The following is a 26,276-nucleotide window of genomic DNA, read 5'->3' as shown; positions in this document are numbered from 1 at the left end:
TATTGACAATAGGTCATCCAGCCTATAAGTCAAGAGAGAAAGGTCTGTAATTTTCAGGCTACAGACCGAGTGCAATTATTGCAACCGCTGCAGCAATTCCTTGCGGGTTTGCTCATCGACAAAGGCATCCTCAATCGCCATGCGGGTGAAATTTAGCATTTGCTGATCGGAAAAACCGTAAATTTTCTGGGCCTGTATATATTCATTAGCCAAATTGGTACGGAAAAAAGGCGGATCATCTGAGTTTAAGCTGATTCTGATGCCGGCCGCCAATAATTGAGGAAGGGGATGGCTTTCAAGGTTTTGAAAGAGGCCCAGAGCGACATTGCTGCCCGGACACACTTCGAGTGCTATTCCCTTGTCTTTAAGCCGAGCCATGGTTTCAGGGGATTCGATAGCTCGCACACCATGTCCTATGCGTTTAACAGGCAGGTAGTCCATCGCCTCCATCATACCTTCTGCAGAAGCAAATTCACCGGCATGAACCGTGCATTCCAAACCGCCCTCAGCAGCAATCTGATAAGCCTTCGTAAATAGTTTGGGTGGAAAATTAATCTCATCGCCGCCCAGACCAAACCCAGTGATACAGGGAACTTTCTCCCTAATGGCTTGTTTTGCCACTTTTATGGCAGAGTCTTCGCCAAAATGCCTGACTGCGGTAACAATAATTCTCCCGATAATCTGATGCCCGGCTTCAGCATCATCAATAGCCTGCTGTATGGCTGCCAAATGCTCGCAGGAAGGGATACCGCTGGACATTTCCGCATGATCCGGAGAATACATGAACTCTACATAAATACCTCCCGCGTCAGCTCGTTCTTTTAGATAATCAAAAGTGATGTCATAGTAGTCCATTGGCTTTTTAATCACTGCCGCGACTGAATCATAGGCTTTCAGAAAATCCAGAAAATCTTTGTATTGATAAGACTGTCCATCCGCTGCGAATAAAGCAGGCGGCAGGTCAATGCGATTGCGCTTGGCAAGCTTTAAAGCTAATTGTGGGGAAATAGTGCCTTCTAAATGAACGTGTAACTCAGCTTGTTTAATTGCCGTCATCAAAACTCCTGATTGAGAAACGAATGTTGGTAAGTTATCATAAAAAGCGCTAAAATTAATTAATTATGTTACGTTGGAATGTACTATGAGCAAAAAAGATATTGATAAGGCTTTTGTCAGTCCTATTGATAAATTCCTGTTTCAATTTGATGCGGAGCATGAGAAATCGGCTTCTCAAAAAAAAGAGATTAAAAAGCATAAACGAATTTTTTATTTTCGTGATCATGCAAATAGAGATAATAACAAAGAAGAGATCTGGGAAGATTTTTAATTTTATTAGATCCGCATCTGTAGGTTGGGCCCTTGGCCCAACATCGAGTCTGGAGTGGTTCAACCCATTTGCGTGAGGCAAGGGCCCAACCCGCAATAGTTCACTTAATTTACCTACGTATTGCGCTATACGCCATTTCTATCCCAAAAAGAAATGCAATGTCTTATAAGCCAGAACTGTTAATAACGAAGCGGCTGGTAAGGTTAGAATCCAGGACATGAATATGTTGCGAATTACTATCAGATTCAATGCGCCAATGCCGCGGGCCAGACCCACCCCCAGAACGGCTCCTACCAGGGTTTGAGTCGCTGAAACCGGAATGCCTGTACTGGTTGCTACGACAACTGTAGTGGCGGCAGCCAGCGTGGCCGCGAAAGCCCTGCTGGGTGTTAATGCTGTAATTGAACTGCCTACGGTCTCAATTACTTTGCGTCCATACATCAAAAAGCCGATAATAACTCCGAAACATCCCAGAAAAATAATCCAGGCAGGATATTGAGTAACCGCAATTGGCGTATTGGCCTGGGTTATCAGACTATGAATTATTGTTAATGGACCCACCGCCAGGGAAACGTCATTGGCTCCATGTGCGAATACCATAGCGCAGGCGGTTAAGGCCATTAGCACTGCGAAATATTTTTCGACTTGCAGAAAACGCTCCCGGCGTCTGATTTTAGGAACCTCGGGAATTCTGCGAATAATAATTATTCCGATAAGCGTAATAACAATGCTGGTTGCCAGGGTGACTGCCAGATCCTGCTTGAAATTGAGGTGGATATCAAAATGATTTAAGCCCTTAAAGACAGTAATGAACGATAGAACTGAACCAATCAAAAAAAGATAAATCGGAATATATAATTTGGCCTTTTCAAGCGGATCGCTTTTGATAAAGATTGTCTGTTGAATACTGATGAACAGGAAGTATGCGGTAATGCCTGCAATCATTGGCGAAGTGACCCAGCCAGCGGCAATACGATACACTTGTGACCAATGAATGGCATCAGCTCCCAAAACCACACTGCCAAAGCCCACCATTGAACCCACAATCGCATTGGTAATAGAGACGGGAAGACCAAAATAACTGGCGAGATTCATCCACACAGTACAGGCAAGCAGTACGCTTAGCATACCTTCAATAAGGATTAAAGGCTGCTCGGATAATTCACTGCTGACGATAATCCCATCGCGCATGGTTTCAGTAACACCGCTCCCACCCAGAAAAGCACCGGCAAACTCAAAAACAATTGCAATAATCATTGCTTGCCGGACAGTGACCGCTTTGGAGCCCATTGTAGTACTCATGACATTAGCCAGGTCGTTCGCGCCGACCCCCCAGGTCATCAGAAAACATAAAGCAATAGCCGCAAAGAAAAAGAATACAGAATAATCCATAAGATATACTACCTGGCGATTAGAATTTGTAATTTGCCGCCCACAATCTGGGCATGATCAGCTAAATCACCAATCCATTGGACCAGCTTATAAAGGAAAACCACTTCAATTGGTGGTAAATCCTTTTCCAGGTCAAAAATGCGGTGTCGGATATCCGCCAATTTGTCATCACTGTCGTGTTCGATTTCATCGAGAGTCATGATCATTTCTTCAACGATTTTGACTTCGCTTCCGCGAAAACCGCTTTCGAGCAGTTCGTCCAGTTCATTGATTGCTTTGCAGGCCTGTTTGGCTGCATCAAGAGAACTATTTAAAAAGGGCATGAACACGGTGGACAGTGCTGACGGAATAATCATCTGACGGCTGACAATTAATCCTGCGATATCTTGCGCCTTATTGGCAATTCTATCCTGAGCACTTAATAGCTCAAGCAGGTCGGTCCGTGAGACTGGTAAAAAAAGGCCAGTTGGAAGATGGAGCCGTAAATCGCGCTTGATCATATCGGCTTCTTTTTCAAGAATTGATATTTTTTCCTGGATATCGCTGGCGCTTGGCCAGTCAAGTCTTAGCACTGCTTCAAAAAAAGGCAGAAGCTGTTTTGCGCATTGAGTTACCTTGCGCATGTGTTGCTCAATAGGACGGATAGGTGAAGGTCCGAACATATTAAAAATGCGTGTCATGAATTTGCTATCACCTTATTCGCGATGCCGCGATTATATACTTGTCATTATGCAAGATGCAATTTTCGATTAATATTTTTCATTATAATTTTCGTGCTATGCTCAGAATGTCAGTGAAACGAATCAGGGAGAGCTGTTCACATGAGACGCTTAATATGGACATTATGGTTTTTTACCGGAAGCCTGTTTGCCGCTGAAATGGTTACCAAAGTCATTAATCTTCATTATCAGCAGGCGGATAATGTAATTCAGTTAATTCAGCCCTTATTATCTCAGGGAGAGGCAGTAAGCGGCAGCGGTCAGACCCTGATTCTTAAAGTCACTCCCGACACATTAACCCAGCTTCGTGGAGTCCTTCATAAATTAGACCAGCCGCCAGTAACTTTTGAAATTGCCGTATTCCAGGGTGACCCTGACTGGCTGAGTACGCAAAACTCGAATACCATCAGTATCAGCACCTCGTCCAATCAGAACCAGCAGCGCTATCAGTCGGTTAAGGTGATGAATGGCGAGTCAGCCTTTATTAGTACGGGAGAAGATCAACCTGTCATTAGCAATGTAGGAATTGGATTCTGGAGCGCTGGGGTCAGCTATGACCGTCGTCTTGTTCAGACCGGATTAATGGTTGAACCATTATTGCAGGGACAAAAAGTCAGGCTCTCAGTTAAAAGGATTCGTGAACAGGATACTCAGACTAGCGATCAGAGCTTTAATCAGCAGCAGGTTATGACCACTGTCATGCTGCCTTTAAATGAATGGGTGCCTCTGGGAACCGCTCAGGGTGAGCCGGCCGCTGATCAGAATACTGAGGTCATTCGCGCGGGTACCCCGTTCACACAAAATTCTACGCTGTACATTAAAGTGAAAGTGGTTAGCAAGTCCAGCTCCGGGATAGAAAAATAAGTCGCAATCGGGCTTTCATTCGAGTGAAGGCTTGTTGAAAAGAAATGGACTTTGTGGTAGTATTTTGATCAGGTTCGGGGCTAATCAATATTGCAAATGCTTAAGTTTTTAATGAATCATTGTGGTTTCTTTCCGGCAGAATCTGAGCATGCCTCGGCAGTAAATTATTCTATGAGAGATTTTATTTATAACTCGGAAAAAAAATCGAGGCATTTTCTTGCAGAGACAATGAAACAAGACAGATTTTCCGGGCTGGGCTGTGCATTAAAAGTATATGGAGAAATTCCTATAAAAAATATGCTATTTACAGTTCTGTTCTATTGCATTATGAACTACGATAGCAATCGCCCGTCTGAGTGGACTATCTATTCTACAATAGAGACTACTACAAAAGCTGGTTTATTAAATCACTTGGCAATGGAAGCAATTAAACGAATTGAGACCGAGGCAGATTATCCAAATAAAGAGGATTACATCATAGACTTGACCAGGTTAAGTAAGAAAGCGAATAAATTACAGAGGGCTTTCTCTATTGAAGCGCTTGATCATCTAAATAAAGCCTGTCTGGATAAAATCGAAGAAATTAATCGTTTACTGTTGCAAAGTCCTGCCTGACAACTATTTCAGTTCAGTTTTGCCACTGTTCTTTATCTCCTCGCCATGATCATAATGTTTTATTTTGTATTGAAACCGCCAATAAAGAAGAAATACACTGCTTAAAGCACCAATCATCATTCCCCACCAAAGCCCTGTGGTTTTCATATCGAATTGCGTAGCGAAAATATAGCCGATGGGTAAGGCAAGCAGCCAGAAGCTGAAGATTGAAATCAGCAAGGTGAACCGCGTATCTTTTAAGCTTCTTAAGGCGCCGAATAGTGCGATGCGCACTGACTCTGCCAGTTGGAACAATGCACCGACGGCAAGGATTCTGGCAGCATCGTGAATAATAGAATAATTTTCCGGTTTGCTGAGGTCAAAATCGACAGAAATAAGTATGTAGGGTAAGAACCAGTAGCAAAGTGCCACCAGAAACATGAAAGCAAAAGAGAGATTCATTCCGGCATTCGCTGCTTTTTTAGCGGCTTGTGTCTCTCCCGCGCCCAGTAAATGGCCCATGCGAACCGTTATGGCCTGGGCAATTGAAAAAATAACCGACATCAGGGTGCCAAGATATTGCATAGCAATCTGGTTAGCTGCCAATAGTTGACTGCCAAAAAAGCCCATAATCAGGGTCAGGGTGAAAAAGAAACCGACTTCAATGCAGTACATAAACCCGATTGGACAACCGATACGCAGCAGCTCGAAGAGATAGGATGGTTTGCTGGCATTAAAGAGTTTTTTAAAATAGGGATGGTAGGATTTATCCATTAATAAATAAAATGCCAGGAGAACCACCGTAATCCAGTAACCAATAGTCATTCCCCAGCCAGCTCCAGCGATTCCCAGTGCCGGCAGCCCCCATTTTCCAAATATCAGCAGATAACTGAAGAGGATATTCATGGCGACATATACCACACTGAATTTTAGAATGACTCTGGCATGGCCGAGGCCAATAATGATTTCAAATAGCGCGGTCATAATAAAAGTGGGTAAAAGACCCCAGCTGATAGCATGCAGATAGGCTTGCGCTGAAGAAACGACAGCCGGACTTTGTCCCAAAACCAGAAAAACCGGTGCCATATTGCGGAAAATCAAGAAACTGGGGATAACCAGAATAAGCGCAAGCCAAATGCCGTCTCTTACCACCCGCGTAATCCCCTGATGATCTTTAGCCCCGAACTTATGAGCCACCAGGATATTAATGGAGCTTAATGTTCCAAAGAGAATGACCACAAAGGTTCCAAAGAGCCAGCTGACTAATGATCCGGCGGCCAGAATGTCGGGGCCCAAGCGGGAAAGAAAAACAGTTTCAAAAAAGAAAACCCCGGATTGTAGAATACCGGTCAAGGCCAGCGGGATAGCCAGCTTAATCAGTGGGGAATAGTCATTTTTGAATCCATTCATGGTATCAGGCCGATTTTAGTTTTATTAGGAATGCCAAGTGGTCATCTTCAGTTTTTTGTTCTTCATTCAGTATAGTAGCAAAGTCATTGCCAGGAAATTTAATACCTTGACAATCCATGAGATTGACCAAACAATAGCGGCTTATTTGACATTATCAGGTTAAATTCATGCAAATTATCAGTATAAAAGGCCGTGAGATTCTGGATTCACGCGGTAATCCTACAGTAGAGGCTGATGTAATACTAGCGAGCGGTGAAATGGGGCGCGCTGCTGTTCCTTCCGGGGCGTCTACTGGTAGTCGAGAAGCCTGTGAACTCCGGGATGGCGATAAAGCCCGTTATGCTGGGAAAGGCGTCAGCAAGGCAGTTGATTTTATTAATCAGGAAATTAATCAGGCACTGCAAGGCTTTTCAGTGGAAAAGCAAGACCAAATTGATGAAACACTTTGTCAGCTCGATAGCACAGAAAATAAATCACGCCTGGGAGCCAATGCGATACTGGCGGTGTCTCTGGCTTCAGCACGCGCTTTCGCCAATGCCCGTAAAGAGCCTCTTTACATGAGTCTTAACCAGGGCCAGTGTATGTCAATGCCAGTTCCGATGATGAATGTCTTAAACGGCGGGGCGCATGCGGATAATAATGTCGATATCCAGGAATTTATGCTGATGCCGGTAGGTGCCTCGGATTTCTTCAGCGCCTTGCAAATGGGAACTGAGGTATTTCATGTATTGAAAGCGGTTTTGAGGAAACAGGGTTTGAATACGGCAGTGGGTGATGAGGGTGGTTTCGCTCCTGATCTGAAATCAAATCGTCAGGCGCTGGATATGTTATCTCAGGCAGTGGAACAGGCTGGATATAAATTAGGAAAGGATCTGGTGTTTGCACTGGATGTTGCTGCTTCAGAACTCTATAAAGAGAGTGCCTATCATTTGGCCTCCGATAATAAGACCCTAGATAGTGCCGGCATGATTGCTTATTACGAAGAGTTGGTTGCCAGTTATCCTATCGTCAGTATTGAAGATGGTCTGGATGAAAATGACTGGGATGGATGGCGTGAGCTGACCCGTCAGCTGGGAAATAAAATTCAATTGGTGGGTGATGATTTGTTTGTTACCAATCCCCGTATCTTGCAAGAGGGAATTTCTCAAAAGATGGCCAATGCGATTTTAATTAAGTTAAATCAGATTGGCACGCTGACCGAAACACGTCAGGCTATTCACTTGGCGCAGGCTAATGGCTACCGTTGCGTGATGTCTCATCGTTCAGGTGAAACCGAAGATACCTTTATCGCTGATTTGGCGGTGGCTACAGGTTGCGGTCAAATTAAAACAGGTTCGCTTTGCCGTACGGATCGCGTGGCTAAATACAATCAATTAATCAGAATCCAGGAGCAATCCGGATTAACCTATGCCGGCAATGTATTTTCGTAATACCTTGATTCTGCACCTGGGCTATAACTTTGCTGAACTGGACTCCACAAATTCATAAAGCAAAGTTATACTGGATAACCGCTTCTTTGATTACACGGATATGCGCTCAATTATTGTCATATTATTGGTAGCTCTCATCGGACTGCAGTACAAACTGTGGCTGGGGGAGGGGAGCATTAGCCAATGGCGTCAGCTGGATAATAAAATTGCTGAAAAAACAGTAGAGAACGAACAGTTATTAGTGCGTAATCATGCTATTGAAGCTGATATACTTGAATTGAAAAGCGGTGAGCAGGCTTTGGAAGAGCAGGCACGCTTTGAACTGGGTATGGTAAGGGATGATGAGGTGTATTATCAGTTTATAGAATAGGTTGATAGTATAAACCTGTCTGTATGATCCAATAGTTTAGACTAGACTTTCTCTTCATTTTCTTGTAATTCAGCCTGTTAAAAAAGCCATCGCGGCTTAGATCACGGCTGAATTTAAATCAGGTGATTGGAATCCATTCAAAACCGGAGGGCGCAGGGGGATGGTTTTCCCATAGACTGACCACATAACCACCTCCGCCAGAGCCAGTTGGCTTTACAGCCAAGGCCCCCATATTGAGAAGACTTTGAATATGATGGCCAAGGTTTTCACTTACCAGCCCCCAGTCTTTAAAACACTGTCCGGCTTGCTGAACGGCATCGCTCAGCATGGTTAATGCGGCAGGAGAGTATTCTTTCTGGAGTGCTTCGCCGCATTTATCAACTGCGTTTTGCATGGATAAATCGATGCGCTCGGCCTGAGCACGATCATTTTGCCATAATTGGTTAACCTGATTGATGCAATGTGAGGTAAAGCCAATCTGACCGCAGGAAGAGAGATACCAGGTAGGTTTCCATTGCTGAGTCATCGGGTTGACCTGGCCTTGCTTAAAATAGATTCCTGATTCAGCGGACACCCCGGCAATATCCAGGCCGCTACTTTTGCCATGAAATAAGTCCTCAAGATTTTTTGCGAAAAGAGGTACTGTTTCAATGGTAATTAATTTCTGGGCGGCAAACCAGCGGGCCATTGCTACGCAAAGAGCGGCTGATGCCCCCATACCTACGCCCACCGGGATGTTGCAATGCAGGTGAAAATGCCCGGTCAAACGATTTAAGGATTGGCCCAGCAATTGTTGGCCCTGTTCAAGCACGCTCCAGAATAACAGGTGCATGTCAGCGCCGTTGGGGCCTTCATAATTGGCGCTAAGTTCTGAATCCGAGGGCTTATAACTAAATATCAGTTTTTTTTCCTTAATGGGGAATACCAGTGCGCTATGGCCTCTCAGCACAGCGTGTTCACCCGCTAAAATCCATTTGCCATATGTAGTAGTTTGAAATTCATAAAACATCATAATTCCCAACCAAGTATTGTTGTTTAAAGCGCTGGGCCAGCTCTTCCTGATCCGGTCGGTAAAGTAAATGAATGTTAGGGCCAGCGTCCATAGTGACAATAGGACCGTCACCTTCTTTTTCCCATAATATCTGTAAAGATTTTAGCAGGGATTTGCTATTTGCGGTCATATAAGTGAAAGGCCGTTCACAGGTCGCAAATAATTGATGCATATCATGGAACTCGCGCCAGCAAATCTGGTAGGCATCGGCCCAATTTTTTGCTTGTAAAGCGTTTAGCAATACTTTGAGATTTTCTACTGCTCTTTGTGGACGTGTAGCATAATGCTTGCTGGTTTTAACCAGACGATGCGCTTCACTTGATGAGATTTGTTTTTCTTCCCGGCTAATAACCACTACATGATGCAGTAGTTGCTGATAGGGCAGGTCAATGCCTTGCACGCTGTCATCCTGCCAAAGAGCCCAGGGAGCAAAAAAGGAGCGGCAGGAGGAACCAGAGCCTTGCCGACTTAGATTGGCTGCTTGTGCAATAGGCGGCAAAGGAATATTTTTCAGTTCACAAAGTGCGCGGATGGCGCATTTGGTCAGGGCTGCAAAACTGGATGCAGAGCTTGCAAGGCCACTGCCATGCGGAAAGTTATTCGATGAACGGACTAAAAAAGAACCCTGATAATCAAAATGACTTTTTAGAAAGGCCAGGTGCTTTAAGAAGCGCTGCTGAGAAGCCAGCGATAATTCAAAGGGCATTGCGCCTGGTAAATGCAGTGGCTCCCAGAAATCCTGTCTGCCGGAATGACTATCGAGAGTCACATTGCTCAATAAATTGGGAAGCGTATAGGAAAGGGACGGATTCGCCGGCAAATTGCTGTTATCATCCTTTTTTCCCATGTATTTTATCAAGGCTATATTTGACGGGGCCTGAGCAAACCATTGCATTAATTATCTCCTCGCAGTTAATGACCGGGGGCGTCATTCCAAAGTATTTTATGCAGCTGAATCTGAAATCTGACCGGCAGTCGATCGGCTACAATCCAGTCCGCCAGAGTTGTTGCAGGCAATTGATTCCAGCTTGGAGAGTAAAGAATCTGGGTCCGTTCATGCAAACGGTGTTCTAGTAAAAGCTGATTGGCCCATTCATAATCGTTACGACTGCATAATACAAACTTTATCTGGTCAGAGGGTTTTAAGTAGTCAATATTGCTAAATAAGTTTTTAGCACATTCTCCGGAATCCGGTGTTTTTAAGTCCATTACTATCATGACACGTTTGTCAACGTTTTCTATGTCGCGAGCACCGCTTGTTTCCAGTGACACCTGATAACCCGCATCGCAAAGTTGCTGCATTAGAGGTAAACATCCTGGTTGGGCTAGCGGCTCTCCCCCGGTAACGCAGACATGGGCGCATTCAAAACTGGCCACTTTTTCGAGAATAGCTGCGATTTCAGTGTTTTCGCCGCCACTAAAGGCATAGGCCGTATCGCAATACTGACAGCGAAGAGGGCAGCCGGTCAGGCGTATGAAAACTGTCGGCAGGCCGACAGTCGTTGATTCGCCTTGTAATGAATGAAATATTTCAGTGATACGCAGTTGGTTGTTTAATTTGGTCATGAGGTACTAAGAGTATGTAATTTAGCCAGGGCGAGCTGTGCCGTGGGCGTGTCAGGGTAATTTTTTAATACTTGCTGCAAACTTTGTTTTGCTTCGGTTTCTCTACCTGATGCTGCCAGCGCATAGCCCATTTTCAGGGTACAGGCTGCTGCCTTGCTGGATGAGGGGAATTGTTTGAGTACCAGGTCAAAATGGCTGATGGCTTCGGCGTAGTTTTTCTTCACCATGTATAATTCGCCGAGCCAATAATGTGCATTGGCTGTGTAGCCTCCATGTGGGTACTGGGCAACAAAAGTATTCATTGCGGCCAAAGCATTATCAAAATGCTTGTTCTTTACTAATTCATAAGCGGCAAGATAGCTTAATTGTTCATCGGCAGGATTATTTTTAGCGGAAGGAATCACCGCTGTATTTATTTCGGTTAGTGCCGTATTGCTTTGCTGAACTGGTTTAACTGTTGTTGGGACTGCAGAAGGTGCCTGACTGAGGCTTGCAGTCGGCGGTGTTTTGTTTTCCAGCTTTAATTCAGTTGGATTTTCATTTCGGGCAATGGATTTGGTCTGAAGTGTGTTGCTTAGTCTTGAATCGAGATCTTTATAGAAAGACAGTTGCTGTTGCTGGAGCTGTTTTAATTCATGGGACTGAACTTCCAGTTGACCGCGAAGCTCCTGTATTTCCTGCCTCATGCCCTGGAGTTTGTCCAGCAGTTCCGCATTTTCACTGTGAGTGAGTTCACTATCCTGGACCAGAGCAATCTCTTCTTCGGGATAACTATCGTCAAGTTGTGCCTTGGCAACAGGCTGCTGTTCCATATCAGCCTGCTGTTCATCGAGAATCGCAAAGTTTTCGCTGTCATCCACTACAGGCGCTTCTGCAGCAGCCTGTAATGGAAGTAAACCTGCGAAACACAACGCGAGAAAGCGATGCTTCATTTGAATCATCTTGTCGCCTCATAAATAAATTCTACACGACGATTTTGCATGTGAGACGCTTCGTCGTGGCCGAAATTAGCTGGACGCTCCTTACCATAGCTGACCACGCGAATTTGCTGTCTGCTAACACCCGCCATACGCATTAATTCAGCGACGGTGTTTGCACGGCGCTCGCCCAGTGCAATATTATATTCACGGCTGCCGCGCTCATCAGTGTGACCCGCCAGTAGCACGCGTGCACCTGGATGAGACTTTAAATAATCGGATTGAGCATTTAAAGAGGCCATGTATTTAGGTGCAAATGTGGAATCATCGTAAGAGAATAAGTACAACTGATTATGGGGCGCCTGTGTGGTATAGGATTCACCTGGTTCCTGACCCGCAAAACGAGTAAACTGGCCCAGACCGTGTGCCGAAGCATCAGTATCACCCATGCCGGAGTAATCACCCGCGCTGCCTGGGGTTTTTGAACAGGATGCCAGCAGGACGACGCTTGCTGCGACCAGTCCCAATTTTAAAAATGACTTAGCTCTCATCCTTTTCTCTCCTTCTTATTCTTGGTTACAAATATTATTCGGGGGATAAAAAATTTAATTCGCCCTAATGGCGAGCCATTGTACAATTGTTTTTGTATTTTCGCCATGATTTTAAGAGTGGATTAGGGGATACTACAAACCGAATTGCATCAAGGATTTACAAATTGCTCTAATTTTCTCTTAAGTCCCTGTTTCGTCCGGTTTAGTGGGAATCATTCTTGACGTGATTTAATACAAACTTTGTAACCCCGGCTGTAAACAATCCTGTGGCCTGATTCGCGGCGATAACACCGCCATAGGGAGTATCGCTTGGGCAGGGCACATGTAATTCGATTATCCTTGAAGCAATAATACGGTTGTCACTGACATGTGTTAAAACAATCTTGGCAGTAAAATCAAGCTGGCTGGGCTTTTTCAGAAAATTTTGCTGCAATTCCAATAGCTGTGTATCGAGACGATAATCGGTTAATTCCGAAGTTGCAGTCGAAGCGACTGCATAGAAATAGCCGCTTTTCTGTAAGCTCTGCACCATGAGAGGCAAGAGCATATCGGCGGGTGGGCCCATCCAGGCATTATGGACAAAATTGCTGATTTCAAAGGGCTTATCGGTATACAGCATCTCTTCGGTGTCGTACCCGGTTGCAGCATCCGGATGGGTTATCAGAATAGAAGCATGGATCGGCTTGCTGGCAGCTTTCTCGCTGCTGAAGCTTTCCAGTTTATATTCATTGGTAACGGTCGGTTTGACCGCACATCCTTGTAAAAACAATAAGCTGGCAATCAGGCCAAAGCGTCCGATTAATCTATTCAAATCACTCTCCCGGTCCGGCTTTAGGCGTCGCGGTTCCTCGAACCACCACAGCTGGATTTTGGCGCATTAAGTTACTGACTTGTTCCAGATTAGCTGCAATCGTATTTAAACGGCGAATCAGAACAACGGCAGGCGGTATGGTTTGTTGTGAAATTTTATCCAGGGTGGTTTTGCCGGCATCCATTGCAGTGCTCACCTTTTCCCCTGCTTCACTAATCCTTTCGGTCATTACATTCAATTTTTCCACACCTTGTTTCACCTCGCGAATAATCGCGGGCAAATCTTTACTGGCTTGGGCGAGATTATGAGTCAGAACGTCTGTGCTTTTCAGAGTATTGTTAATGGTTTCATTATTTTTAGCCACCACATCAGAAAAGCCTTCCAGGTTTTTTAAAGTGTTTTTGATGTAGAGGGCGTTCTCATCATCAAAAATTTTATTAATCTTCACTGTAACACCATTCACATTCTCGGCCACCTCTTTTAATACGCTATCTAATTGATAAAAAAGAGAAGGCTTGGCTGGAATAATGGGATAGGGTTCCTTGGGAATTTTTTTCAAGGGGGTAAGTTCAGAGGAGGAGGCTGATAAACCCACGTAAGTTGTACCGGTAATCCCCTGCGATATTAATGTGGCGGTGGTGCTGGTGGTTATGGGTGTGCCTTCCTCAATATTTAATAAAATTTTAACCTGCTGTGGATCAATCTGGCTTAGTTCGATTTTGGCAACAGAACCCACCGGCACGCCATTGTATTTCACCGGCGAGTCTTCACTGAGGCCGGAAACTGCTTCGTGGATATATACTGCATATATCTTGTATTTCTTTTGATCAAAACCCACTGATAGCCACAGGGCTGACGCCAGCAGGGCCGCAGTAAGGATGACAACAGTTAACCCAACGATAGTGTAATTTGTTTTAGCTTCCAAGGAATCTTAGCTCCGATGGCAAATGCCAGTAGTTTAAAATTTACTAAAGTATTCAGCAATCAGTGGATGCGGATTTTTCATTAATTCTTTTAAAGGCTCCACTGCCAAAACTTCTCCATTTCCAATAAAAGCAACGCGATCGGTTGATTTTAAGGACTCAAGGTCGTGACTTATCATCACAACGGTTAAGTTTAATGTTTTACGTAAAAAAAGAATCAGCTCATCAAACTGACGAGCCCCTCGCGGATCAAGACCTGTTGTTGGTTCATCCAGAAATAATAATTCCGGATCCATAGCGATGGCTCTTGCCGCTGCCGCTCTTCGCTGCATACCGCCGCTTAACTCGGAAGGATACTTGCTCGCTGACTCTTCCGGCAATCCGACCAGCGACAGCTTGAGCATGGCCAGTTTTTCCATAAACTGCTTATTCATGGCCGTGAATTCACGCATAGGAAAAGTTATATTTTCCAAAACAGTCATGGCCGAAAACAAGGCGCTATGTTGAAATAACATTCCCCAACGTTGACGCAACGTATTGGCCTTACGTACAGAAAGGGTCGATATATCCTGGCCAAAAATCTTAATCTCGCCTTCAGTTGGCTTTAAAAGCATCAACAAGCTGCGTAATATTGTTGTTTTACCGCTGCCGCTTCCTCCGATAATCGCAAGAATTTCCCCCTGGTTGACAGTTAAATTGACATTCTTATGAACCCAGTGTCCACCCAGTTTGTTTTTTAAGCCAGTTACTTCAATTACGGGGCTGCCCATTACAAATCCATCCAGCTGTAAACCACTGAGAAGACAGCGTCGGCAATGATAATCAGGAACAAGGCCTGGACCACACTTTTGGTCGTTTGACTCCCGACGCTGTCAGCGCTGGATTCCACCTGAAACCCCTGAAAACAGCCTACCAACGCAATAAGAAAGGCGAAGGCAGGAGCTTTATAAAGGCCTAACATCAATTGAGATAAGCCGACTGAATCTTTCAGGCGGGCGAGAAAGTCGAAATGATTGACGCCAAGCATCCATTTTGACATGAACATCGCTCCAAAAACGCTGAATACATCGGACCAGAAAATCAGTAAGGGAAATACAATCAGCAGGCCAATGACTTTGGGCATGACCAGCAACTCAGTAGGGGATAAGCCCATTGTATAAAGGGCGTCAATTTCTTCATTGATTTTCATGCTGCCAATCTGAGCCGTAAATGCAGAGCTGGTGCGGCCCGCTACGATAATGGCGGTAATCAGCGGGGCGAACTCTCTGAAAATTGCCATTCCTGATAAATAAGCAATAAAGATGTTGGCTCCATAAGTTTGCAGCTGAAGCCCCATCTGGTAAGCCAGCACAACACCAATTAAAAAAGAAAGCAGTCCCACAATCGGCAAGGCTTTGATCCCGGCTGAATCGATAATGGAAACAATGCTCGGGAACTGAAAACGCCGCCATTGGCCGAATGCTTCAAACAGTTTGGTGCTCAGATCGCCAAGCAAAATAATAAAACCGTCCGCCTGATTAATTTTATGAATGGTTTCCTGCCCAATCATTTCAAGAATAGGTTGAGGTTTTGCCGGAGGCACATGAAAATCAAGTACTTCCTGTTTTTCAGCAATCAGTTTAAGCAATTCCGATTGCTGGGTATTAAAATCTTCAAGCTCGGCTTTTTTGTTCTGCTGGTTCAGGAATAAAATAAAATTGTGAAGCGCTAATGCGCCTGCACTATCAAAGTGCTTAAGTTGTTTTCCACTGATATGCAAGCTATCCGATTCTGGCAGTTTTTCTTTTTGCACCGCCTCAATGAAGCCGTTTAGAGTGGAGACAGTCCAGGATCCTGTGCATTCGTATCGCTGAGCTTCTTCATCATATTTCAGCCCGGCGTCTGAGAGTACTTTAGTCATGATTGCAGTGGCTATAAGAATTGTTCTGCGCAGAGAATACAAGCGTTCTGCCAGCCATTTAATTATCTCGAATAAACTATTTACGTAGAGTATCTAGGCGCGCATTTTTTTTCAATCATAAAATTCAGATCTGAAGACTTGAGAAATTGGAGAATTTGTGAGATGACTTTGAATAAGAACCCTGCTTGTAGGTCAGGCCGGTACAGCAGTAAGGATGTAAAATTTGATAATGACGCCATTCAGGAAGTTAAGATTATTTCTTTGGGGGGTAGATCCGGGCTATTTCCGTCTCAAACATGCATTAAAAACGGTCGTGGCGATTTTGATTACCTTGACCCTGAGCATAAAAGAACCTTTGTTTGGAAAATTAATGGCCGGAATCGCCTGCGGATTCTCCCTGCAAGGAATCACTGCCAAGTCTTTTGCTTTGCGGGTTATTCAGGTCATTGTGTTTGATCTGGTTTATTTTATGGTTTTCATTCTGGGATTGAAAGTCAGGGATTCGCATAATCTGACGGCACTGGTTTTAATTGGATTAGGTTTTGCAGTGAACTACTGTCGTCGTTTCGGACTGCAAAACAGTATGGCGCCGATGATGGCCTGGATCCTGTGTTTTTTTGCCACTATTCTGCCTTTTGATACACCGGATGCCGCCTGGATGCATTTGCATGCTCTGATTATTGGTCTTTTAGTCGCGGCCTTGGTGGCAATATTTATATTTCCGGAAAATTATCCCAAATTATATATAAAAAACTCAAATCGTTTATTTAAATTACTCTCAAGAGGAATGAGGGAAATCCGTTACTATCTGGTTAAACGCGACGTTATTCAAAGTTTTGAAAAGCTGTCCTTTGTACGATTAAAACATAATATGAATCATTTGCTCGACAGCAACCAAACAATTGAGCAAAGCGATGTATTTGACGGCTATCAATCAACAGTCAGCGAAATTCTCGTCCATCAATATGCTTTTGTGAGCGCCTATACGATGATGGTGGAAGCTTACCATGTGATAAAAATTCATGATTACCAACTGCCTCGCTCTGTTCGATTATCCTTGGTCGTCATTAACCGGCGCCTCGCAGCACTTTTTGATGCGGTGCGAATGAGAAAGGATTTTGTAATCCGATATGAGCGCGTAAAGGTTTCCCTGCGGCAGCTGGATGAATCCATGAGCCATGAACTTCTGACGGAGCCTACACTGGTAATGGCTTTACTCAATCTAAAATTAACCTTCAATTTGCTTAATCAGCACATGGCTGAACTGGTGAGGATTCAAGATGGCGCTTCGCAATACCACTAAAATAGCATGGCAGGCTGCAACAGCAATTACCATCGCGGAAATTTTAAGTTATTTTCTTAATCTGGAAAGAGGATATTGGATTACCCTGACAGCAATGGCATTGACTACCCAATCCTGGGGAGAGAGTCTGAAACGCTCACTGGAACGGGTAAGTATGACAATTCTTGGCGGCGCGGGTGGTACGTTATTGTATTGGCTAACCCCGCAGAATCAGTATGTAATTCTTGGGATCATGCTATTGTTTGTATTTTTCGCAGTGTATCTTTTTCAGATTTTTCATTTGGCGGCAATGATTGCCCTGACGGGCTTTGTAGTTTACTTATTCGCCATGTTTGGCGACTGGAATCTGTATTTACTGCGAGAAAGAATTCTGGATACAGCGCTTGGTGCTGCGATCGCATTGACCGTATCCACGTATTGTATGCCGGTAAGAACCAATGTAGTTGATTTGTTTGTGGGCTATATAGAAAAAATTCAAGCTTCGTTGTCCAATGAATTCCTTAATCGGCCAATTACTTCACAACCTGTGACCGTTCAGCAATTATATCTTGAATATCAGCTGATACGAAAAAACGCGTTGTCAATCAGCTATGAAGTCCTTTTTCATCGTATTAACCGCAAGGATTTTCATCTTTTACTGACGCAAACCGCTTTTTGTACTCACTATGTAGTGGGACTGATAGAGGCCTATTCCTGGCTTTCCTCCTATATCAATGAAGAGGATAAAAAACGAATTTTACTGGCTGTGGATACCACAATAAACAATCTGGATACACTAAAAAAGCGTCTGAAAAAAGAAACTCACACGGCAATGCTGCCTGCGATTAGCATTATTGATATATTGACGAAGGCAATTAAGGCAGATCCTGCCCGATTTTCTACACTGGAAAGCAAATCTCTGGGATTTTTTAATCTGATGTATTTTTTTACACGATTAAATACACGTCTGAATGAAATTTATTCCTTATTGGAAAAGGTCAAGAAATGATTCCTTTAATCTTATAGTTATCTTCTAATGGTTTATGCTAAAGTCTGCCTTTTTTTAATGAATTATGGTTTTAAACCGCTATTGAAATTATTTCAGATTTACAGGAGAAGGCATGCCGATTAGTAATCAAGCCAGCCAATTATTTCAGGGTTTCTCCAGATTGAATCGCGAGGAACGATTTAATCGATTATTGGAGTTAGGCGCTTTAACTAGCGAGGATGTGTCTTACCTGAGAGCGGGGGGGATACATGACATTAGCCTCGCCGATAAACTAATTGAGAATGTAATTGGCTATTTTCAATTGCCTCTGGGGGTTGCTACCAATTTTCGTATTGATCATCAGGATTATATTATTCCACTCGCGGTGGAAGAAACTTCAATCATTGCGGCTTTATCCAAAACTGCGAAATGGATAAGGCAACAGGGTGAAATAACAACCTGGGTCGATGGGGAATGCATTATTGGACAAATTCAGTTAGCCAAAGTCAAAAATTTTGCACGATTTGAAGCCTTGTTTCAGCAAAACAAGCAAATGTTAATTCAAAAAGCCAATGAAGACGTTGCTACCAATATGGTGAAGCGAGGCGGCGGAGTGAGAGATTTGCATTTGCGTCATTTGGTTCGTGATGACGGAGCTGATATGGCCATTATTCATCTGATGATGAATAGTTGTGATGCAATGGGAGCAAATATTATCAATCAGGTACTGGAATATTTGAAAACCCCGATTGAGAACTTAAGTGGTGAACAAGTCTCCATGTGCATTTTGTCCAATCTTAATGATCAGAAATTAACTACGGCGCGTGTCGTTATTAATGAGGTTGATGACGAATTAGGCGAGCGTCTGCAGGAAGCGTCTTTGTTTGCGGAAAAAGATCCTTACCGCGCTGCAACTCATAATAAAGGGGTTATGAACGGTATTGATCCGGTTTTAATTGCAACGGGAAATGACTGGAGAGCAGTGGAGGCAGGAATCCACGCCTATGCAGCTCACAGCGGCCAATATCGTGCTATTACCCGCTGGCGTTATAAGAATGGTCAATTAACCGGGCAATTAACGGCGCCTCTTATAGTGGGCACGGTCGGCGGTGTGACGGCGCTTCATCCTACTGCCAGCATGTGTTTGCGCATGATGGGAGTTGACTCGGCCAATCATTTGGCAAGAATTATCGCGGCCGTGGGATTAGTACAGAATCTTGGAGCTCTCAAGGCACTTTGCACCGAAGGCATCATCCAGGGACATATGAAATTGCATATTGATAATCTATTATTAGTTGCAGGAGCTAACGAAGATGAAATGCCTTTATTGAAGGATAAGCTGCAAAGCTGGCTATCATTAAATAAGCGCGTTAGTCTTAAAAATGCGCAGGAGCTATTGGCTGAGATCCGCAAAGGATAAAAAAGAATGAAATGGTCTATCCCTGCAAAAACATTTTTAATTGGAGAATATGCGGCTGTGATAGGGAAATCCGCTATTGTTCTTACAACATCGCCCTGTTTTGAGTTGAGAATTAATTCAACCGAAGAAATTCAGGGCATTCACCCTGAATCTCCTGCAGGAAAATGGTGGAGCAGACAAAAGCAGGCTGGCGTAGGGCTATCCTGGTTTGACCCTTATCAGGGACAGGGAGGTTTAGGGGCTTCAAGTGCTCAGTTTCTGGGGGCTTACCTGGCGAGCTGCTACTTACAAAAGGTTACCCCGACGCAAGAAAATCTTTTAAACGCTTATTTTGAATGCGCCTGGAGCGGCAATGGGCTTCGCCCCAGCGGCTATGATGTGCTGGCTCAGTCAAATCATCACTGCGTCTACATCAATCGTGAGCAAAATATCCTTGACTGTTACCACTGGCCATTTCCGGATATCGCCATTCTTTTACTGCACAGCGGAAAAAAACTGGCGACTCATCATCATTTACAGGATATGACTTTACCGGATGCAATTCACTTGCTGCCATCAATAGTTGAACAGGCAAAAACGGCTTTTGAACACAAAGATAGCCAGAGTCTTATCGATGCCATTAATACCTATCATCAACGTTTGTCGGAAATGGGATTAGTGGCAGAACACAGCTGTCAGCAAATCAGGGACTTAAAGGCTGATAAAAGCGTTCTCGCAGCAAAGGGCTGTGGAGCCCTTGGAGCTGATGTATTATTGATTGCAGTAGCGGCTGAGCAATTGAATGAACAGAAAATTAAACTCGCTAATGAGGGCTGGACAATTATTGCCAGTACTGAGCATTTATATGCCGGAGAGGCATTAATTTAAAAAATAATTCAAAAAAATACTTGAAATTTTATCCTAATCCGTTATTATTTCAGCCTCTTTGGGGCCGTTAGCTCAGTCGGTAGAGCAGAAGGCTTTTAACCTTTGTGTCATAGGTTCGATTCCTATACGGCCCACCATTTTTGGTGGATAATCCAAAGAGCAAAAACAAATATTAGTGACAAGCCAATGGGTCGTTAGCTCAGTCGGTAGAGCAGAAGGCTTTTAACCTTTGTGTCATAGGTTCGATTCCTATACGACCCACCATTCAAACCACTAATACTCAGCACAAGTTTTACCCGAATCTCACCAGGCGCTCGTAGCTCAGCTGGATAGAGTACTTGGCTTCGAACCAAGGTGTCGGGGGTTCGAGTCCCTCCGAGCGCGCCAATTTTCTATTTAAAATCAATAGATTACAGACAATGAGTTTGAATACGATGACGTGGTACTGTACAATTTGTAACACCTGATACTCATTTATAGCCTTTTTTTCTCTTCCTCTGCCCAACTATTTTTTCTATACTAAATCAATGAGTTCAAGTCAAACTCTTGAGAGTATATAGAGTATATATGGTACAACGTGATCGAGAAAAATTTGCCAAGAATAAAAAAATAAGCGCATTAACAGCACAACTTAAAGAAATGCTTCCCCAAGTATTAAAGGAAACGAAAACTCGTAATGAACAATCATTACATGCTTATTTTGCTACAAGAAAGGCTCGATACATCGATCTTAAACATGAGGTCATTCCTTCGGCAGAATGTTATATATCTTTATTATAAAAGGACTTAAAACTGATCTTGAAACGGAAGGGAATACACCTTATCAACAATTCTACCAGAATCTCAGTTCATCAGAAATATCCAAAAAATACCTTTATATTTTTTTCCTTCGTACTTATCTTAGGGAATATGAAAATCTTTCTAAATGTCGACCTGATACAGAAGAGGCTATTATTTGGATTGGTCAAAATCATGCGGATTATGGACTTTTGGTTACACCAAGATTTAGAGATGGCTCTTGGGCTAATGATAATAGTGAAATTAGGCGTTTTCGAAAACGATATTGGTCAATAGGACATATCCTAGAAACAGGACTTGTTATACCTAATAAAAATGACGTTTTCCACTTTAAAACCATTGAGGAATATCTGAAGTTCTTTGAACACGTTCTCGTAAGAAATACGGCTTCAACCTATCAAAAACGAATTGCAACGCTATATAGTCAATATGTGCAGGCATCACATAGCCCAGAAGATATATTACTTCTTATTCCCGAATTTCGATATGGAGGTATGAGTTCTAAACATGAATACCGTTTAGATTTTTGTATCATAGATATTGAATCCAATAATAAAATTGGGTTTGAATTATCCCCATGGTCTACTCATGGTCAATTGACCGGAACAAAAAATAAAACCCAAGCTTCGATTAATGCTGAAGCCTCTTCGAATTTTCAGAGGGAAATGAAAAAACATAAAGATTATTTTAAAAAATACGGGATCTTCTCTTTGATATATACTGATAATGAATTAGCAGATATATCAACCATTTTTTCTGATATTGAAAAATACTTACAACCACAAAAAGTTGCTTCTCATCTTCAACTTCATGTCCTTTCAGAGTTTTTTAATAGTTAATCTACATCATAGAATTATTTATAAAAAGTATTCCTTTAAATCTTTTTTCGAAGTCTTCCTTAATCATTTATAGGGATTAATTTATAAAGATGACTCTCTAAACCTAACAATAGTAAAAGTTGTAAATGGGAAAAATAACTCTTCAGTTTTAGTAGAAAAGTAATGATGGGAAAGGTAAACTTTGAATACTTTAGACTGTTGAGAAAGTTAATGGTTCTAATAAGGTTTATCAATTAGTAAATTAACAACTAATCGAATCAGAATATCTTTCTGACTTGGATTACTTTCTGCAACTAATAGAGCAAGTGCTACTAAACCATTTTCATTGAATTTAATCGGCAAATTTTGTGATTTAAGATATAACAAAAACATAAAGCTTCCAATTCGTTTATTTCCATCAGTGAAGGGATGATCTTTGATAATAAAGTATAACAAATGAGCTGCTTTTTCTTCTGGTGTGCTATATAAAGGTTCGCTATCAAAAGTTTGTTCGATGTTATTTAATATACTATCCAGCCCACCATCACGCTCTTTACCAAACAATTCTGTTGCTCGTTACGTGTACGCAATTCTTGTTTTAAAGACTCAATTGCTGATAAAGCTGCTTGATAAGTTAACTTGGATGTCGTTTGTTTACTTTTCGTTGGTAATTTGAGTTTTCCTTCATCATAGGCTAGAAGTAAATCCCAAGCTTTAGTATAGGCTAAAATTATTTGAATGGCTTCTTGGCCTAGGTCATTAATCAATTCATGGTTGATCAATGTTTTCTGCAATAATTCAACGGATTGTTGTAAATCATGAATGCCTTGTTGGTTTAAACGGTTCTCATTGTCTGTATAACTGCGAATTAAATGTTCTTTGAATATGTTGCTAGCCCATTTTCTGAATTGAACGCCTTCTTTAGAATTTACTCGGTAGCCAACAGAAATAATGGCATCAAGATTATAGTAATCAACTTGGTAAGTTTTACCATCTGAGGCAGTTGTTGCAAAATTTGCAACAACTGAATTTTTATCTAATTCATTTATTTTAAATATATTACTCAAGTGTCGTGAGATAACTGATTTATCACGTCCAAATAGTTGTACCATTTGATTCAAAGTAAGCCACACAGTTTCGTTAGCCAAGTTAACATCTAATTAGACATGTCCATCCTTAACTGTATATATTACGACATCCGACACATGCACCTCTTTAGTGTTAATTATTATTGTGGATTCTATCGTTAACTTGCCGGAATGGAAAACATAAAAGAGTATATGCGCAGAATTAAACACTTTACTTGCTATAGTGCCTATATCCTTGCGATCGAAGCAGTATCTATTCCTGCTATATTGGCATTCCCCCTGCCAATTTTTCACGAATTTTTAAAAGGTACTTCTATGGCGTATAGAGTAGCCAATCCGCCACAATGTTAGCAAAAGTTATAGTTTTTAACTTTCTGAGCACATTTAATACTATAAAATTGCCCTTTTTCAAGGACTCTTATATTTTTACCATCAAAAGCCGTGACGATAAATCCAAAACCAAATGCCCCTTCCTGCAAATCTTTAGCTCCGACATCAAAGACTAATTTTGGTTGATCAAGATTTTGCAATATTGCAGGTTGAGAAGCTAGCCTTTGAATATCTTGTTCATACCGCGATAAGCAATACAAAATAGCCAATGCATCATGCAAGGGGCTATGCTCTTGTAAACCCGATATTTGGCTAGCCCGGCTGCCATTGTACAATCGTGTTCAAAGCCTGAATTATCGAAATAACCAGACTTTGATATCTAAGGTGTCTACTGCCAATTAAAAATCATTTGCGTTTTAGAATCTATCGGAGATATTGCTTTAGGTAAAGAAGGACTGCCAGAAACAGGTAGTTTAAAAAACAAATTGTCTCCCTGTTCTTGCGTATAGGATGTTCTATTATATTTTGCCCGAGCTTCTTTAGAGGCGGCAAAGGAGTCGGTTTCCCATTCATAAGGGGAAAGGGGCTGGCCTGCTTTTCCAACTTGTTCCATACGTTTAGAATTTTCAAACAAATTGAATAAATCCAGAAATGAAGGCTCATTATCATTTTCTTTGCATTTATCCAAGACCAGGTTAAGTTGCTTTGGAGAGATTAGCTCTCGACTTGTTAGCGGATATTTTGAACGGTAGCTTGTTCCCTCGTTTATCATTTTTAATTCAAAGATCCAAAAATTAAGTAAATACCTGGTGCGTTCATCTATCTTAATTTTGTTAGTTTCAATGAAATTCAAAAATAATTGGGCTACGGAAGAGTGACCAACGGGCCCCTTTAAGTTCCATAAACCAATATCAAATTCAGCGTGTTCCCTGATATTGGGTGGGTTGGAACGACAACTTTCAGTATAGCCAAATATCTGTGTCTCTTTATCAAGGATATTGTATAACTGCCTTACAAGATCTGTATCTCCTTTTATGTGAATTTCTTTTTCGTAATTATCAGTGAATTGTATTTCAAACATTTGATCCCTCCCTACGAGAAAATTGACAAAGAAGCTCTGTAAACTTGTTTTGCACCCCGAAATTGTTCTGTGGATGCCACAGCAAAGTTTCTTAGACAGACAATCCATTTACGTTCGGCTGTCATAGCGTAAGAATGCATTATACAGTATTGCTTAACATTTGGTCAAACTGATCGATTTTAAGGAGGTTGCTTTCACGTAAGCACGGATACCCTTTATGAAATTATAATTGGTGAATGCTCGATTTCTGTTATAGTTCCCATAAGAATTTTTACAATAAAGTCTGCAATGAAAAAAATTATATTAACTGGCGATCGCCCCACAGGTAAACTACATCTTGGTCATTACGTTGGTTCTTTAGTCAATCGAGTTAAGCTGCAAGATGAATACGAGCAGTATGTAATGATTGCTGATATACAGGCGCTAACTGATAATTTTGAGAACCCTGGTAAGATAGTAGATAATCTTTATGAGGTAGCATTAGATTACTTATCAATTGGGATTGAACCAGGAAAGAGCACAATATTCATACAATCCCATATTCCTGAGCTTGCAGAACTCACTGTCTATTATCTGAATCTTGTCACTTTAGGGCGACTCGAAAGAAATCCTACTGTTAAATCTGAAATTCAGCAGAAAGGATATGATTCCTCCATACCCGCAGGTTTTCTTTGCTATCCAGTCAGTCAGGCAGCAGATATTACCGCATTTAAAGCAGAGGCAGTTCCTGTGGGAGAAGATCAGGTTCCCATGATTGAACAAACCAATGAAATAGTGAGACGGTTTAATAGAATTTATAATACCGATTGCCTAAAAGAAGCAAAACCAATTTTAAGTAAAACCTCTCGCCTGGTTGGGATAGATGGTCAATCCAAGGCAAGTAAATCCCTAGGGAATGCGATTTTTCTTTCTGACACACCCGAAGAAATAAAGCGCAAGGTTTTTTTAATGTTCACTGACCCAGCTCATTTAAAAATAAGTGACCCTGGGAAGGTTGAAGGAAATGTTGTGTTTGAATACCTTAGTGCATTTCATCCGGATCCAGAAGAGGTCAATGAACTAAAGGCACAATATAGGAAAGGCGGACTGGGAGACTCGACAATTAAAAACCTGTTAAACACTAGTTTACAGGCAATGCTTGAACCAATAAGGGAAAAGAGAAATAGTTTTAAGCGTAGTGAAGTAATGGACATTATCATTTCTGGCACTGCTGCAGCTAAAAAAGTAGCAGAAAAAACGCTTGGAGAGGTTCGGAATGCTATTGGATTACGGTATTTTGATATTTGATACTCTTTACCTGGCTTCATTTTTTTACTCTGATTATGGAGTTTTCGATAGGTCTAGCGCTTAGGCTACCACAGCTATACGGCTGTGCAAGATAGCTTTGAAATGCCAAGACCAGAGTTGGCTTCAATTTTTGAAGCGATTAATTTGAAGGATTGAAGAGGGCTTAAAAAATTCTGGATCGATTAAAGCTCCTTTCAATCCCAAAACTATGCGACTGGGGCATGCATCGTAAAATTTGAGAGTACTGATAAAATCCGTGTTCATAGTTATTGTCTTTGTGAGCCCCGCATCTTTTAAAAACACATGCAGTGATCAATTACATCTTCGAGGTAGTGTACAACATATGGGATGTAATGATGGTATAGCCAAGGGACTCATCTGCGAGCATGGCTAAGATATATTTAATGTGGTTTATTTTTTTGCATAAGGTATTTTTTTATGGTAGTGTAGCAATTGGTGTTAATTCAATCCACAGGAGATTACTATGCGTTC

The 26,276-nt window shown here is 42.2% G+C and carries 29 protein-coding genes and 3 tRNA genes; 15 read left to right on the top strand and 17 right to left on the bottom strand.

The features are described 5' to 3' along the window. Positions 1–75 precede the first annotated feature (75 nt). Positions 76–1,056 (bottom strand): adenosine deaminase, encoded by a 981-nt coding sequence (locus tag DYH61_RS12190; protein ID WP_058507790.1) that lies wholly within the window; start codon positions 1,054–1,056, stop codon positions 76–78. A gap of 85 nt (positions 1,057–1,141) precedes the next feature. On the opposite strand from DYH61_RS12190, the gene DYH61_RS12185 reads away from it, so the two are divergent. Beyond that, positions 1,142–1,327, top strand: coding sequence for a CBU_0585 family protein (locus DYH61_RS12185; protein WP_058507789.1), 186 nt, complete (start codon positions 1,142–1,144; stop codon positions 1,325–1,327). 138 nt (positions 1,328–1,465) lie between these two features. On the opposite strand, the gene DYH61_RS12180 is transcribed toward DYH61_RS12185, so the two are convergent. Both DYH61_RS12180 and DYH61_RS12175 read right to left on the bottom strand, forming a co-directional pair. Beyond that, positions 1,466–2,719: an inorganic phosphate transporter gene (locus DYH61_RS12180; RefSeq protein ID WP_058507788.1), complete on the bottom strand. Its 1,254-nt coding sequence runs from the start codon at positions 2,717–2,719 to the stop codon at positions 1,466–1,468. Positions 2,720–2,727: 8 nt separating this feature from the next. Then, positions 2,728–3,399, bottom strand: a complete 672-nt coding sequence (locus tag DYH61_RS12175; RefSeq protein WP_058507787.1) for a TIGR00153 family protein — start codon at positions 3,397–3,399, stop codon at positions 2,728–2,730. 141 nt (positions 3,400–3,540) lie between these two features. Here DYH61_RS12175 and DYH61_RS12170 point away from each other — a divergent pair, with 141 nt between their 5' ends. Together DYH61_RS12170 and DYH61_RS12165 are read left to right on the top strand one after the other, a co-directional pair. Continuing rightward, positions 3,541–4,302: a type II/III secretion system protein gene (locus tag DYH61_RS12170; RefSeq protein WP_058507786.1), complete on the top strand. Its 762-nt coding sequence runs from the start codon at positions 3,541–3,543 to the stop codon at positions 4,300–4,302. A 228-nt stretch (positions 4,303–4,530) separates the two neighbouring features. Then, a complete protein-coding gene (locus tag DYH61_RS12165) occupies positions 4,531–4,917 on the top strand; it encodes a hypothetical protein (RefSeq protein WP_133129070.1) in 387 nt (128 codons plus the stop codon). A gap of 3 nt (positions 4,918–4,920) precedes the next feature. Here the strand turns inward: DYH61_RS12165 and DYH61_RS12160 are convergent, their stop codons facing one another. Beyond that, positions 4,921–6,306, bottom strand: coding sequence for an MATE family efflux transporter (locus tag DYH61_RS12160; protein ID WP_058507784.1), 1,386 nt, complete (start codon positions 6,304–6,306; stop codon positions 4,921–4,923). Between the two features lie 167 nt (positions 6,307–6,473). Between DYH61_RS12160 and eno the strand changes: the two genes are divergently transcribed. After that, positions 6,474–7,736: a phosphopyruvate hydratase gene (gene eno / locus DYH61_RS12155; protein WP_058507783.1), complete on the top strand. Its 1,263-nt coding sequence runs from the start codon at positions 6,474–6,476 to the stop codon at positions 7,734–7,736. A gap of 100 nt (positions 7,737–7,836) precedes the next feature. Beyond that, positions 7,837–8,106 (top strand): cell division protein FtsB, encoded by a 270-nt coding sequence (ftsB, locus tag DYH61_RS12150; protein ID WP_058507782.1) that lies wholly within the window; start codon positions 7,837–7,839, stop codon positions 8,104–8,106. Positions 8,107–8,224: 118 nt separating this feature from the next. Here ftsB and DYH61_RS12145 read toward each other — a convergent pair whose 3' ends face one another. The 9 genes from DYH61_RS12145 to DYH61_RS12105 form a co-directional block, all read right to left on the bottom strand. Continuing rightward, positions 8,225–9,115: a mevalonate kinase family protein gene (locus DYH61_RS12145; protein WP_058507781.1), complete on the bottom strand. Its 891-nt coding sequence runs from the start codon at positions 9,113–9,115 to the stop codon at positions 8,225–8,227. Further along, entirely contained in the window at positions 9,105–10,052 is a 948-nt protein-coding gene (locus tag DYH61_RS12140) for a diphosphomevalonate decarboxylase (protein ID WP_058507780.1), read from the bottom strand. The genes DYH61_RS12145 and DYH61_RS12140 overlap by 11 nt, the downstream gene beginning before the upstream one ends. Before the next feature lie 17 nt (positions 10,053–10,069). After that, positions 10,070–10,723, bottom strand: a complete 654-nt coding sequence (gene queE, locus DYH61_RS12135; RefSeq protein ID WP_058507779.1) for a 7-carboxy-7-deazaguanine synthase QueE — start codon at positions 10,721–10,723, stop codon at positions 10,070–10,072. Then, the gene (gene ybgF / locus DYH61_RS12130) at positions 10,720–11,664 is read right to left on the bottom strand and encodes a tol-pal system protein YbgF (RefSeq protein WP_058507778.1); all 945 of its coding nucleotides are present in this window, start codon (positions 11,662–11,664) and stop codon (positions 10,720–10,722) included. Before ybgF ends, queE begins: the two co-directional genes overlap by 4 nt. Continuing rightward, positions 11,661–12,191, bottom strand: a complete 531-nt coding sequence (gene pal, locus DYH61_RS12125; protein ID WP_058507777.1) for a peptidoglycan-associated lipoprotein Pal — start codon at positions 12,189–12,191, stop codon at positions 11,661–11,663. The genes ybgF and pal overlap by 4 nt, the downstream gene beginning before the upstream one ends. A gap of 202 nt (positions 12,192–12,393) precedes the next feature. Then, the gene (locus DYH61_RS12120; RefSeq protein ID WP_058507776.1) at positions 12,394–13,002 is read right to left on the bottom strand and encodes an ABC-type transport auxiliary lipoprotein family protein; all 609 of its coding nucleotides are present in this window, start codon (positions 13,000–13,002) and stop codon (positions 12,394–12,396) included. Position 13,003: 1 nt separating this feature from the next. Beyond that, positions 13,004–13,927 (bottom strand): MlaD family protein, encoded by a 924-nt coding sequence (locus DYH61_RS12115; protein ID WP_083499226.1) that lies wholly within the window; start codon positions 13,925–13,927, stop codon positions 13,004–13,006. Between the two features lie 33 nt (positions 13,928–13,960). Continuing rightward, the gene (locus DYH61_RS12110; protein WP_058507775.1) at positions 13,961–14,695 is read right to left on the bottom strand and encodes an ABC transporter ATP-binding protein; all 735 of its coding nucleotides are present in this window, start codon (positions 14,693–14,695) and stop codon (positions 13,961–13,963) included. Further along, complete coding sequence (locus DYH61_RS12105) at positions 14,695–15,825, bottom strand: MlaE family ABC transporter permease (protein WP_058507912.1); 1,131 nt, start codon at positions 15,823–15,825, stop codon at positions 14,695–14,697. The genes DYH61_RS12110 and DYH61_RS12105 overlap by 1 nt, the downstream gene beginning before the upstream one ends. Before the next feature lie 229 nt (positions 15,826–16,054). On the opposite strand from DYH61_RS12105, the gene DYH61_RS12100 reads away from it, so the two are divergent. The 9 genes from DYH61_RS12100 (at position 16,055) to DYH61_RS12060 (ending at position 22,019) form a co-directional block, all read left to right on the top strand. Further along, positions 16,055–17,128, top strand: a complete 1,074-nt coding sequence (locus DYH61_RS12100) for an aromatic acid exporter family protein (protein ID WP_058507774.1) — start codon at positions 16,055–16,057, stop codon at positions 17,126–17,128. Further along, positions 17,106–18,116, top strand: a complete 1,011-nt coding sequence (locus DYH61_RS12095) for an FUSC family protein (RefSeq protein WP_058507773.1) — start codon at positions 17,106–17,108, stop codon at positions 18,114–18,116. Before DYH61_RS12100 ends, DYH61_RS12095 begins: the two co-directional genes overlap by 23 nt. 112 nt (positions 18,117–18,228) lie before the next feature. Next, the gene (locus tag DYH61_RS12090; RefSeq protein WP_058507772.1) at positions 18,229–19,515 is read left to right on the top strand and encodes a hydroxymethylglutaryl-CoA reductase, degradative; all 1,287 of its coding nucleotides are present in this window, start codon (positions 18,229–18,231) and stop codon (positions 19,513–19,515) included. A gap of 6 nt (positions 19,516–19,521) precedes the next feature. After that, positions 19,522–20,382 carry a mevalonate kinase family protein gene (locus DYH61_RS12085; protein ID WP_058507771.1) on the top strand — a complete coding sequence of 287 codons (861 nt, stop codon included), beginning with the start codon at positions 19,522–19,524 and terminating at the stop codon, positions 20,380–20,382. Between the two features lie 61 nt (positions 20,383–20,443). Then, positions 20,444–20,519, top strand: a tRNA-Lys gene (locus tag DYH61_RS12080). Positions 20,520–20,570: 51 nt separating this feature from the next. Beyond that, positions 20,571–20,646: transfer RNA gene (locus DYH61_RS12075), tRNA-Lys, on the top strand. 46 nt (positions 20,647–20,692) lie between these two features. Next, positions 20,693–20,769 (top strand) — tRNA-Arg (locus DYH61_RS12070). Positions 20,770–20,949: 180 nt separating this feature from the next. After that, complete coding sequence (locus tag DYH61_RS12065; protein ID WP_058507770.1) at positions 20,950–21,162, top strand: hypothetical protein; 213 nt, start codon at positions 20,950–20,952, stop codon at positions 21,160–21,162. Continuing rightward, positions 21,141–22,019: a hypothetical protein gene (locus DYH61_RS12060; RefSeq protein ID WP_058507769.1), complete on the top strand. Its 879-nt coding sequence runs from the start codon at positions 21,141–21,143 to the stop codon at positions 22,017–22,019. The genes DYH61_RS12065 and DYH61_RS12060 overlap by 22 nt, the downstream gene beginning before the upstream one ends. Before the next feature lie 216 nt (positions 22,020–22,235). Here the strand turns inward: DYH61_RS12060 and DYH61_RS15795 are convergent, their stop codons facing one another. The 4 genes from DYH61_RS15795 to DYH61_RS12045 all read right to left on the bottom strand — a co-directional run bounded on the left by DYH61_RS15795 (position 22,236) and on the right by DYH61_RS12045 (position 24,497). Continuing rightward, positions 22,236–22,562, bottom strand: a complete 327-nt coding sequence (locus DYH61_RS15795; protein ID WP_200823612.1) for a type II toxin-antitoxin system death-on-curing family toxin — start codon at positions 22,560–22,562, stop codon at positions 22,236–22,238. Next, the gene (locus DYH61_RS15790; RefSeq protein WP_200823613.1) at positions 22,520–23,146 is read right to left on the bottom strand and encodes a virulence RhuM family protein; all 627 of its coding nucleotides are present in this window, start codon (positions 23,144–23,146) and stop codon (positions 22,520–22,522) included. The genes DYH61_RS15795 and DYH61_RS15790 overlap by 43 nt, the downstream gene beginning before the upstream one ends. Positions 23,147–23,433: 287 nt before the next feature. Continuing rightward, positions 23,434–23,697 (bottom strand): hypothetical protein, encoded by a 264-nt coding sequence (locus DYH61_RS12050; RefSeq protein ID WP_133129069.1) that lies wholly within the window; start codon positions 23,695–23,697, stop codon positions 23,434–23,436. A 107-nt stretch (positions 23,698–23,804) separates the two neighbouring features. Next, positions 23,805–24,497 (bottom strand): hypothetical protein, encoded by a 693-nt coding sequence (locus tag DYH61_RS12045; RefSeq protein ID WP_058507767.1) that lies wholly within the window; start codon positions 24,495–24,497, stop codon positions 23,805–23,807. A gap of 288 nt (positions 24,498–24,785) precedes the next feature. On the opposite strand from DYH61_RS12045, the gene trpS reads away from it, so the two are divergent. Beyond that, positions 24,786–25,784 (top strand): tryptophan--tRNA ligase, encoded by a 999-nt coding sequence (gene trpS, locus DYH61_RS12040; RefSeq protein WP_058507766.1) that lies wholly within the window; start codon positions 24,786–24,788, stop codon positions 25,782–25,784. Positions 25,785–26,276: the final 492 nt, after the last annotated feature.

The sequence above is a fragment of the Legionella quinlivanii genome (assembly GCF_900461555.1).
Lineage (GTDB): Bacteria > Pseudomonadota > Gammaproteobacteria > Legionellales > Legionellaceae > Legionella_C > Legionella_C quinlivanii.
This window is presented reverse-complemented; position numbering and strand designations above follow the sequence as displayed.

Coding starts and splice junctions, on each gene's coding strand:
- DYH61_RS12190 (WP_058507790.1), bottom strand. CDS start 1,056: ATGACGGCAATTAAACAAGCTGAGTTACACGTTCATTTAGAAGGCACT.
- DYH61_RS12185 (WP_058507789.1), top strand. CDS start 1,142: ATGAGCAAAAAAGATATTGATAAGGCTTTTGTCAGTCCTATTGATAAA.
- DYH61_RS12180 (WP_058507788.1), bottom strand. CDS start 2,719: ATGGATTATTCTGTATTCTTTTTCTTTGCGGCTATTGCTTTATGTTTT.
- DYH61_RS12175 (WP_058507787.1), bottom strand. CDS start 3,399: ATGACACGCATTTTTAATATGTTCGGACCTTCACCTATCCGTCCTATT.
- DYH61_RS12170 (WP_058507786.1), top strand. CDS start 3,541: ATGAGACGCTTAATATGGACATTATGGTTTTTTACCGGAAGCCTGTTT.
- DYH61_RS12165 (WP_133129070.1), top strand. CDS start 4,531: ATGAAACAAGACAGATTTTCCGGGCTGGGCTGTGCATTAAAAGTATAT.
- DYH61_RS12160 (WP_058507784.1), bottom strand. CDS start 6,306: ATGAATGGATTCAAAAATGACTATTCCCCACTGATTAAGCTGGCTATC.
- eno (WP_058507783.1), top strand. CDS start 6,474: ATGCAAATTATCAGTATAAAAGGCCGTGAGATTCTGGATTCACGCGGT.
- ftsB (WP_058507782.1), top strand. CDS start 7,837: ATGCGCTCAATTATTGTCATATTATTGGTAGCTCTCATCGGACTGCAG.
- DYH61_RS12145 (WP_058507781.1), bottom strand. CDS start 9,115: ATGTTTTATGAATTTCAAACTACTACATATGGCAAATGGATTTTAGCG.
- DYH61_RS12140 (WP_058507780.1), bottom strand. CDS start 10,052: ATGCAATGGTTTGCTCAGGCCCCGTCAAATATAGCCTTGATAAAATAC.
- queE (WP_058507779.1), bottom strand. CDS start 10,723: ATGACCAAATTAAACAACCAACTGCGTATCACTGAAATATTTCATTCA.
- ybgF (WP_058507778.1), bottom strand. CDS start 11,664: ATGATTCAAATGAAGCATCGCTTTCTCGCGTTGTGTTTCGCAGGTTTA.
- pal (WP_058507777.1), bottom strand. CDS start 12,191: ATGAGAGCTAAGTCATTTTTAAAATTGGGACTGGTCGCAGCAAGCGTC.
- DYH61_RS12110 (WP_058507775.1), bottom strand. CDS start 14,695: ATGGGCAGCCCCGTAATTGAAGTAACTGGCTTAAAAAACAAACTGGGT.
- DYH61_RS12105 (WP_058507912.1), bottom strand. CDS start 15,825: ATGACTAAAGTACTCTCAGACGCCGGGCTGAAATATGATGAAGAAGCT.
- DYH61_RS12100 (WP_058507774.1), top strand. CDS start 16,055: ATGACGCCATTCAGGAAGTTAAGATTATTTCTTTGGGGGGTAGATCCG.
- DYH61_RS12095 (WP_058507773.1), top strand. CDS start 17,106: ATGGCGCTTCGCAATACCACTAAAATAGCATGGCAGGCTGCAACAGCA.
- DYH61_RS12090 (WP_058507772.1), top strand. CDS start 18,229: ATGCCGATTAGTAATCAAGCCAGCCAATTATTTCAGGGTTTCTCCAGA.
- DYH61_RS12085 (WP_058507771.1), top strand. CDS start 19,522: ATGAAATGGTCTATCCCTGCAAAAACATTTTTAATTGGAGAATATGCG.
- DYH61_RS12065 (WP_058507770.1), top strand. CDS start 20,950: ATGGTACAACGTGATCGAGAAAAATTTGCCAAGAATAAAAAAATAAGC.
- DYH61_RS12060 (WP_058507769.1), top strand. CDS start 21,141: ATGTTATATATCTTTATTATAAAAGGACTTAAAACTGATCTTGAAACG.
- DYH61_RS12045 (WP_058507767.1), bottom strand. CDS start 24,497: ATGTTTGAAATACAATTCACTGATAATTACGAAAAAGAAATTCACATA.
- trpS (WP_058507766.1), top strand. CDS start 24,786: ATGAAAAAAATTATATTAACTGGCGATCGCCCCACAGGTAAACTACAT.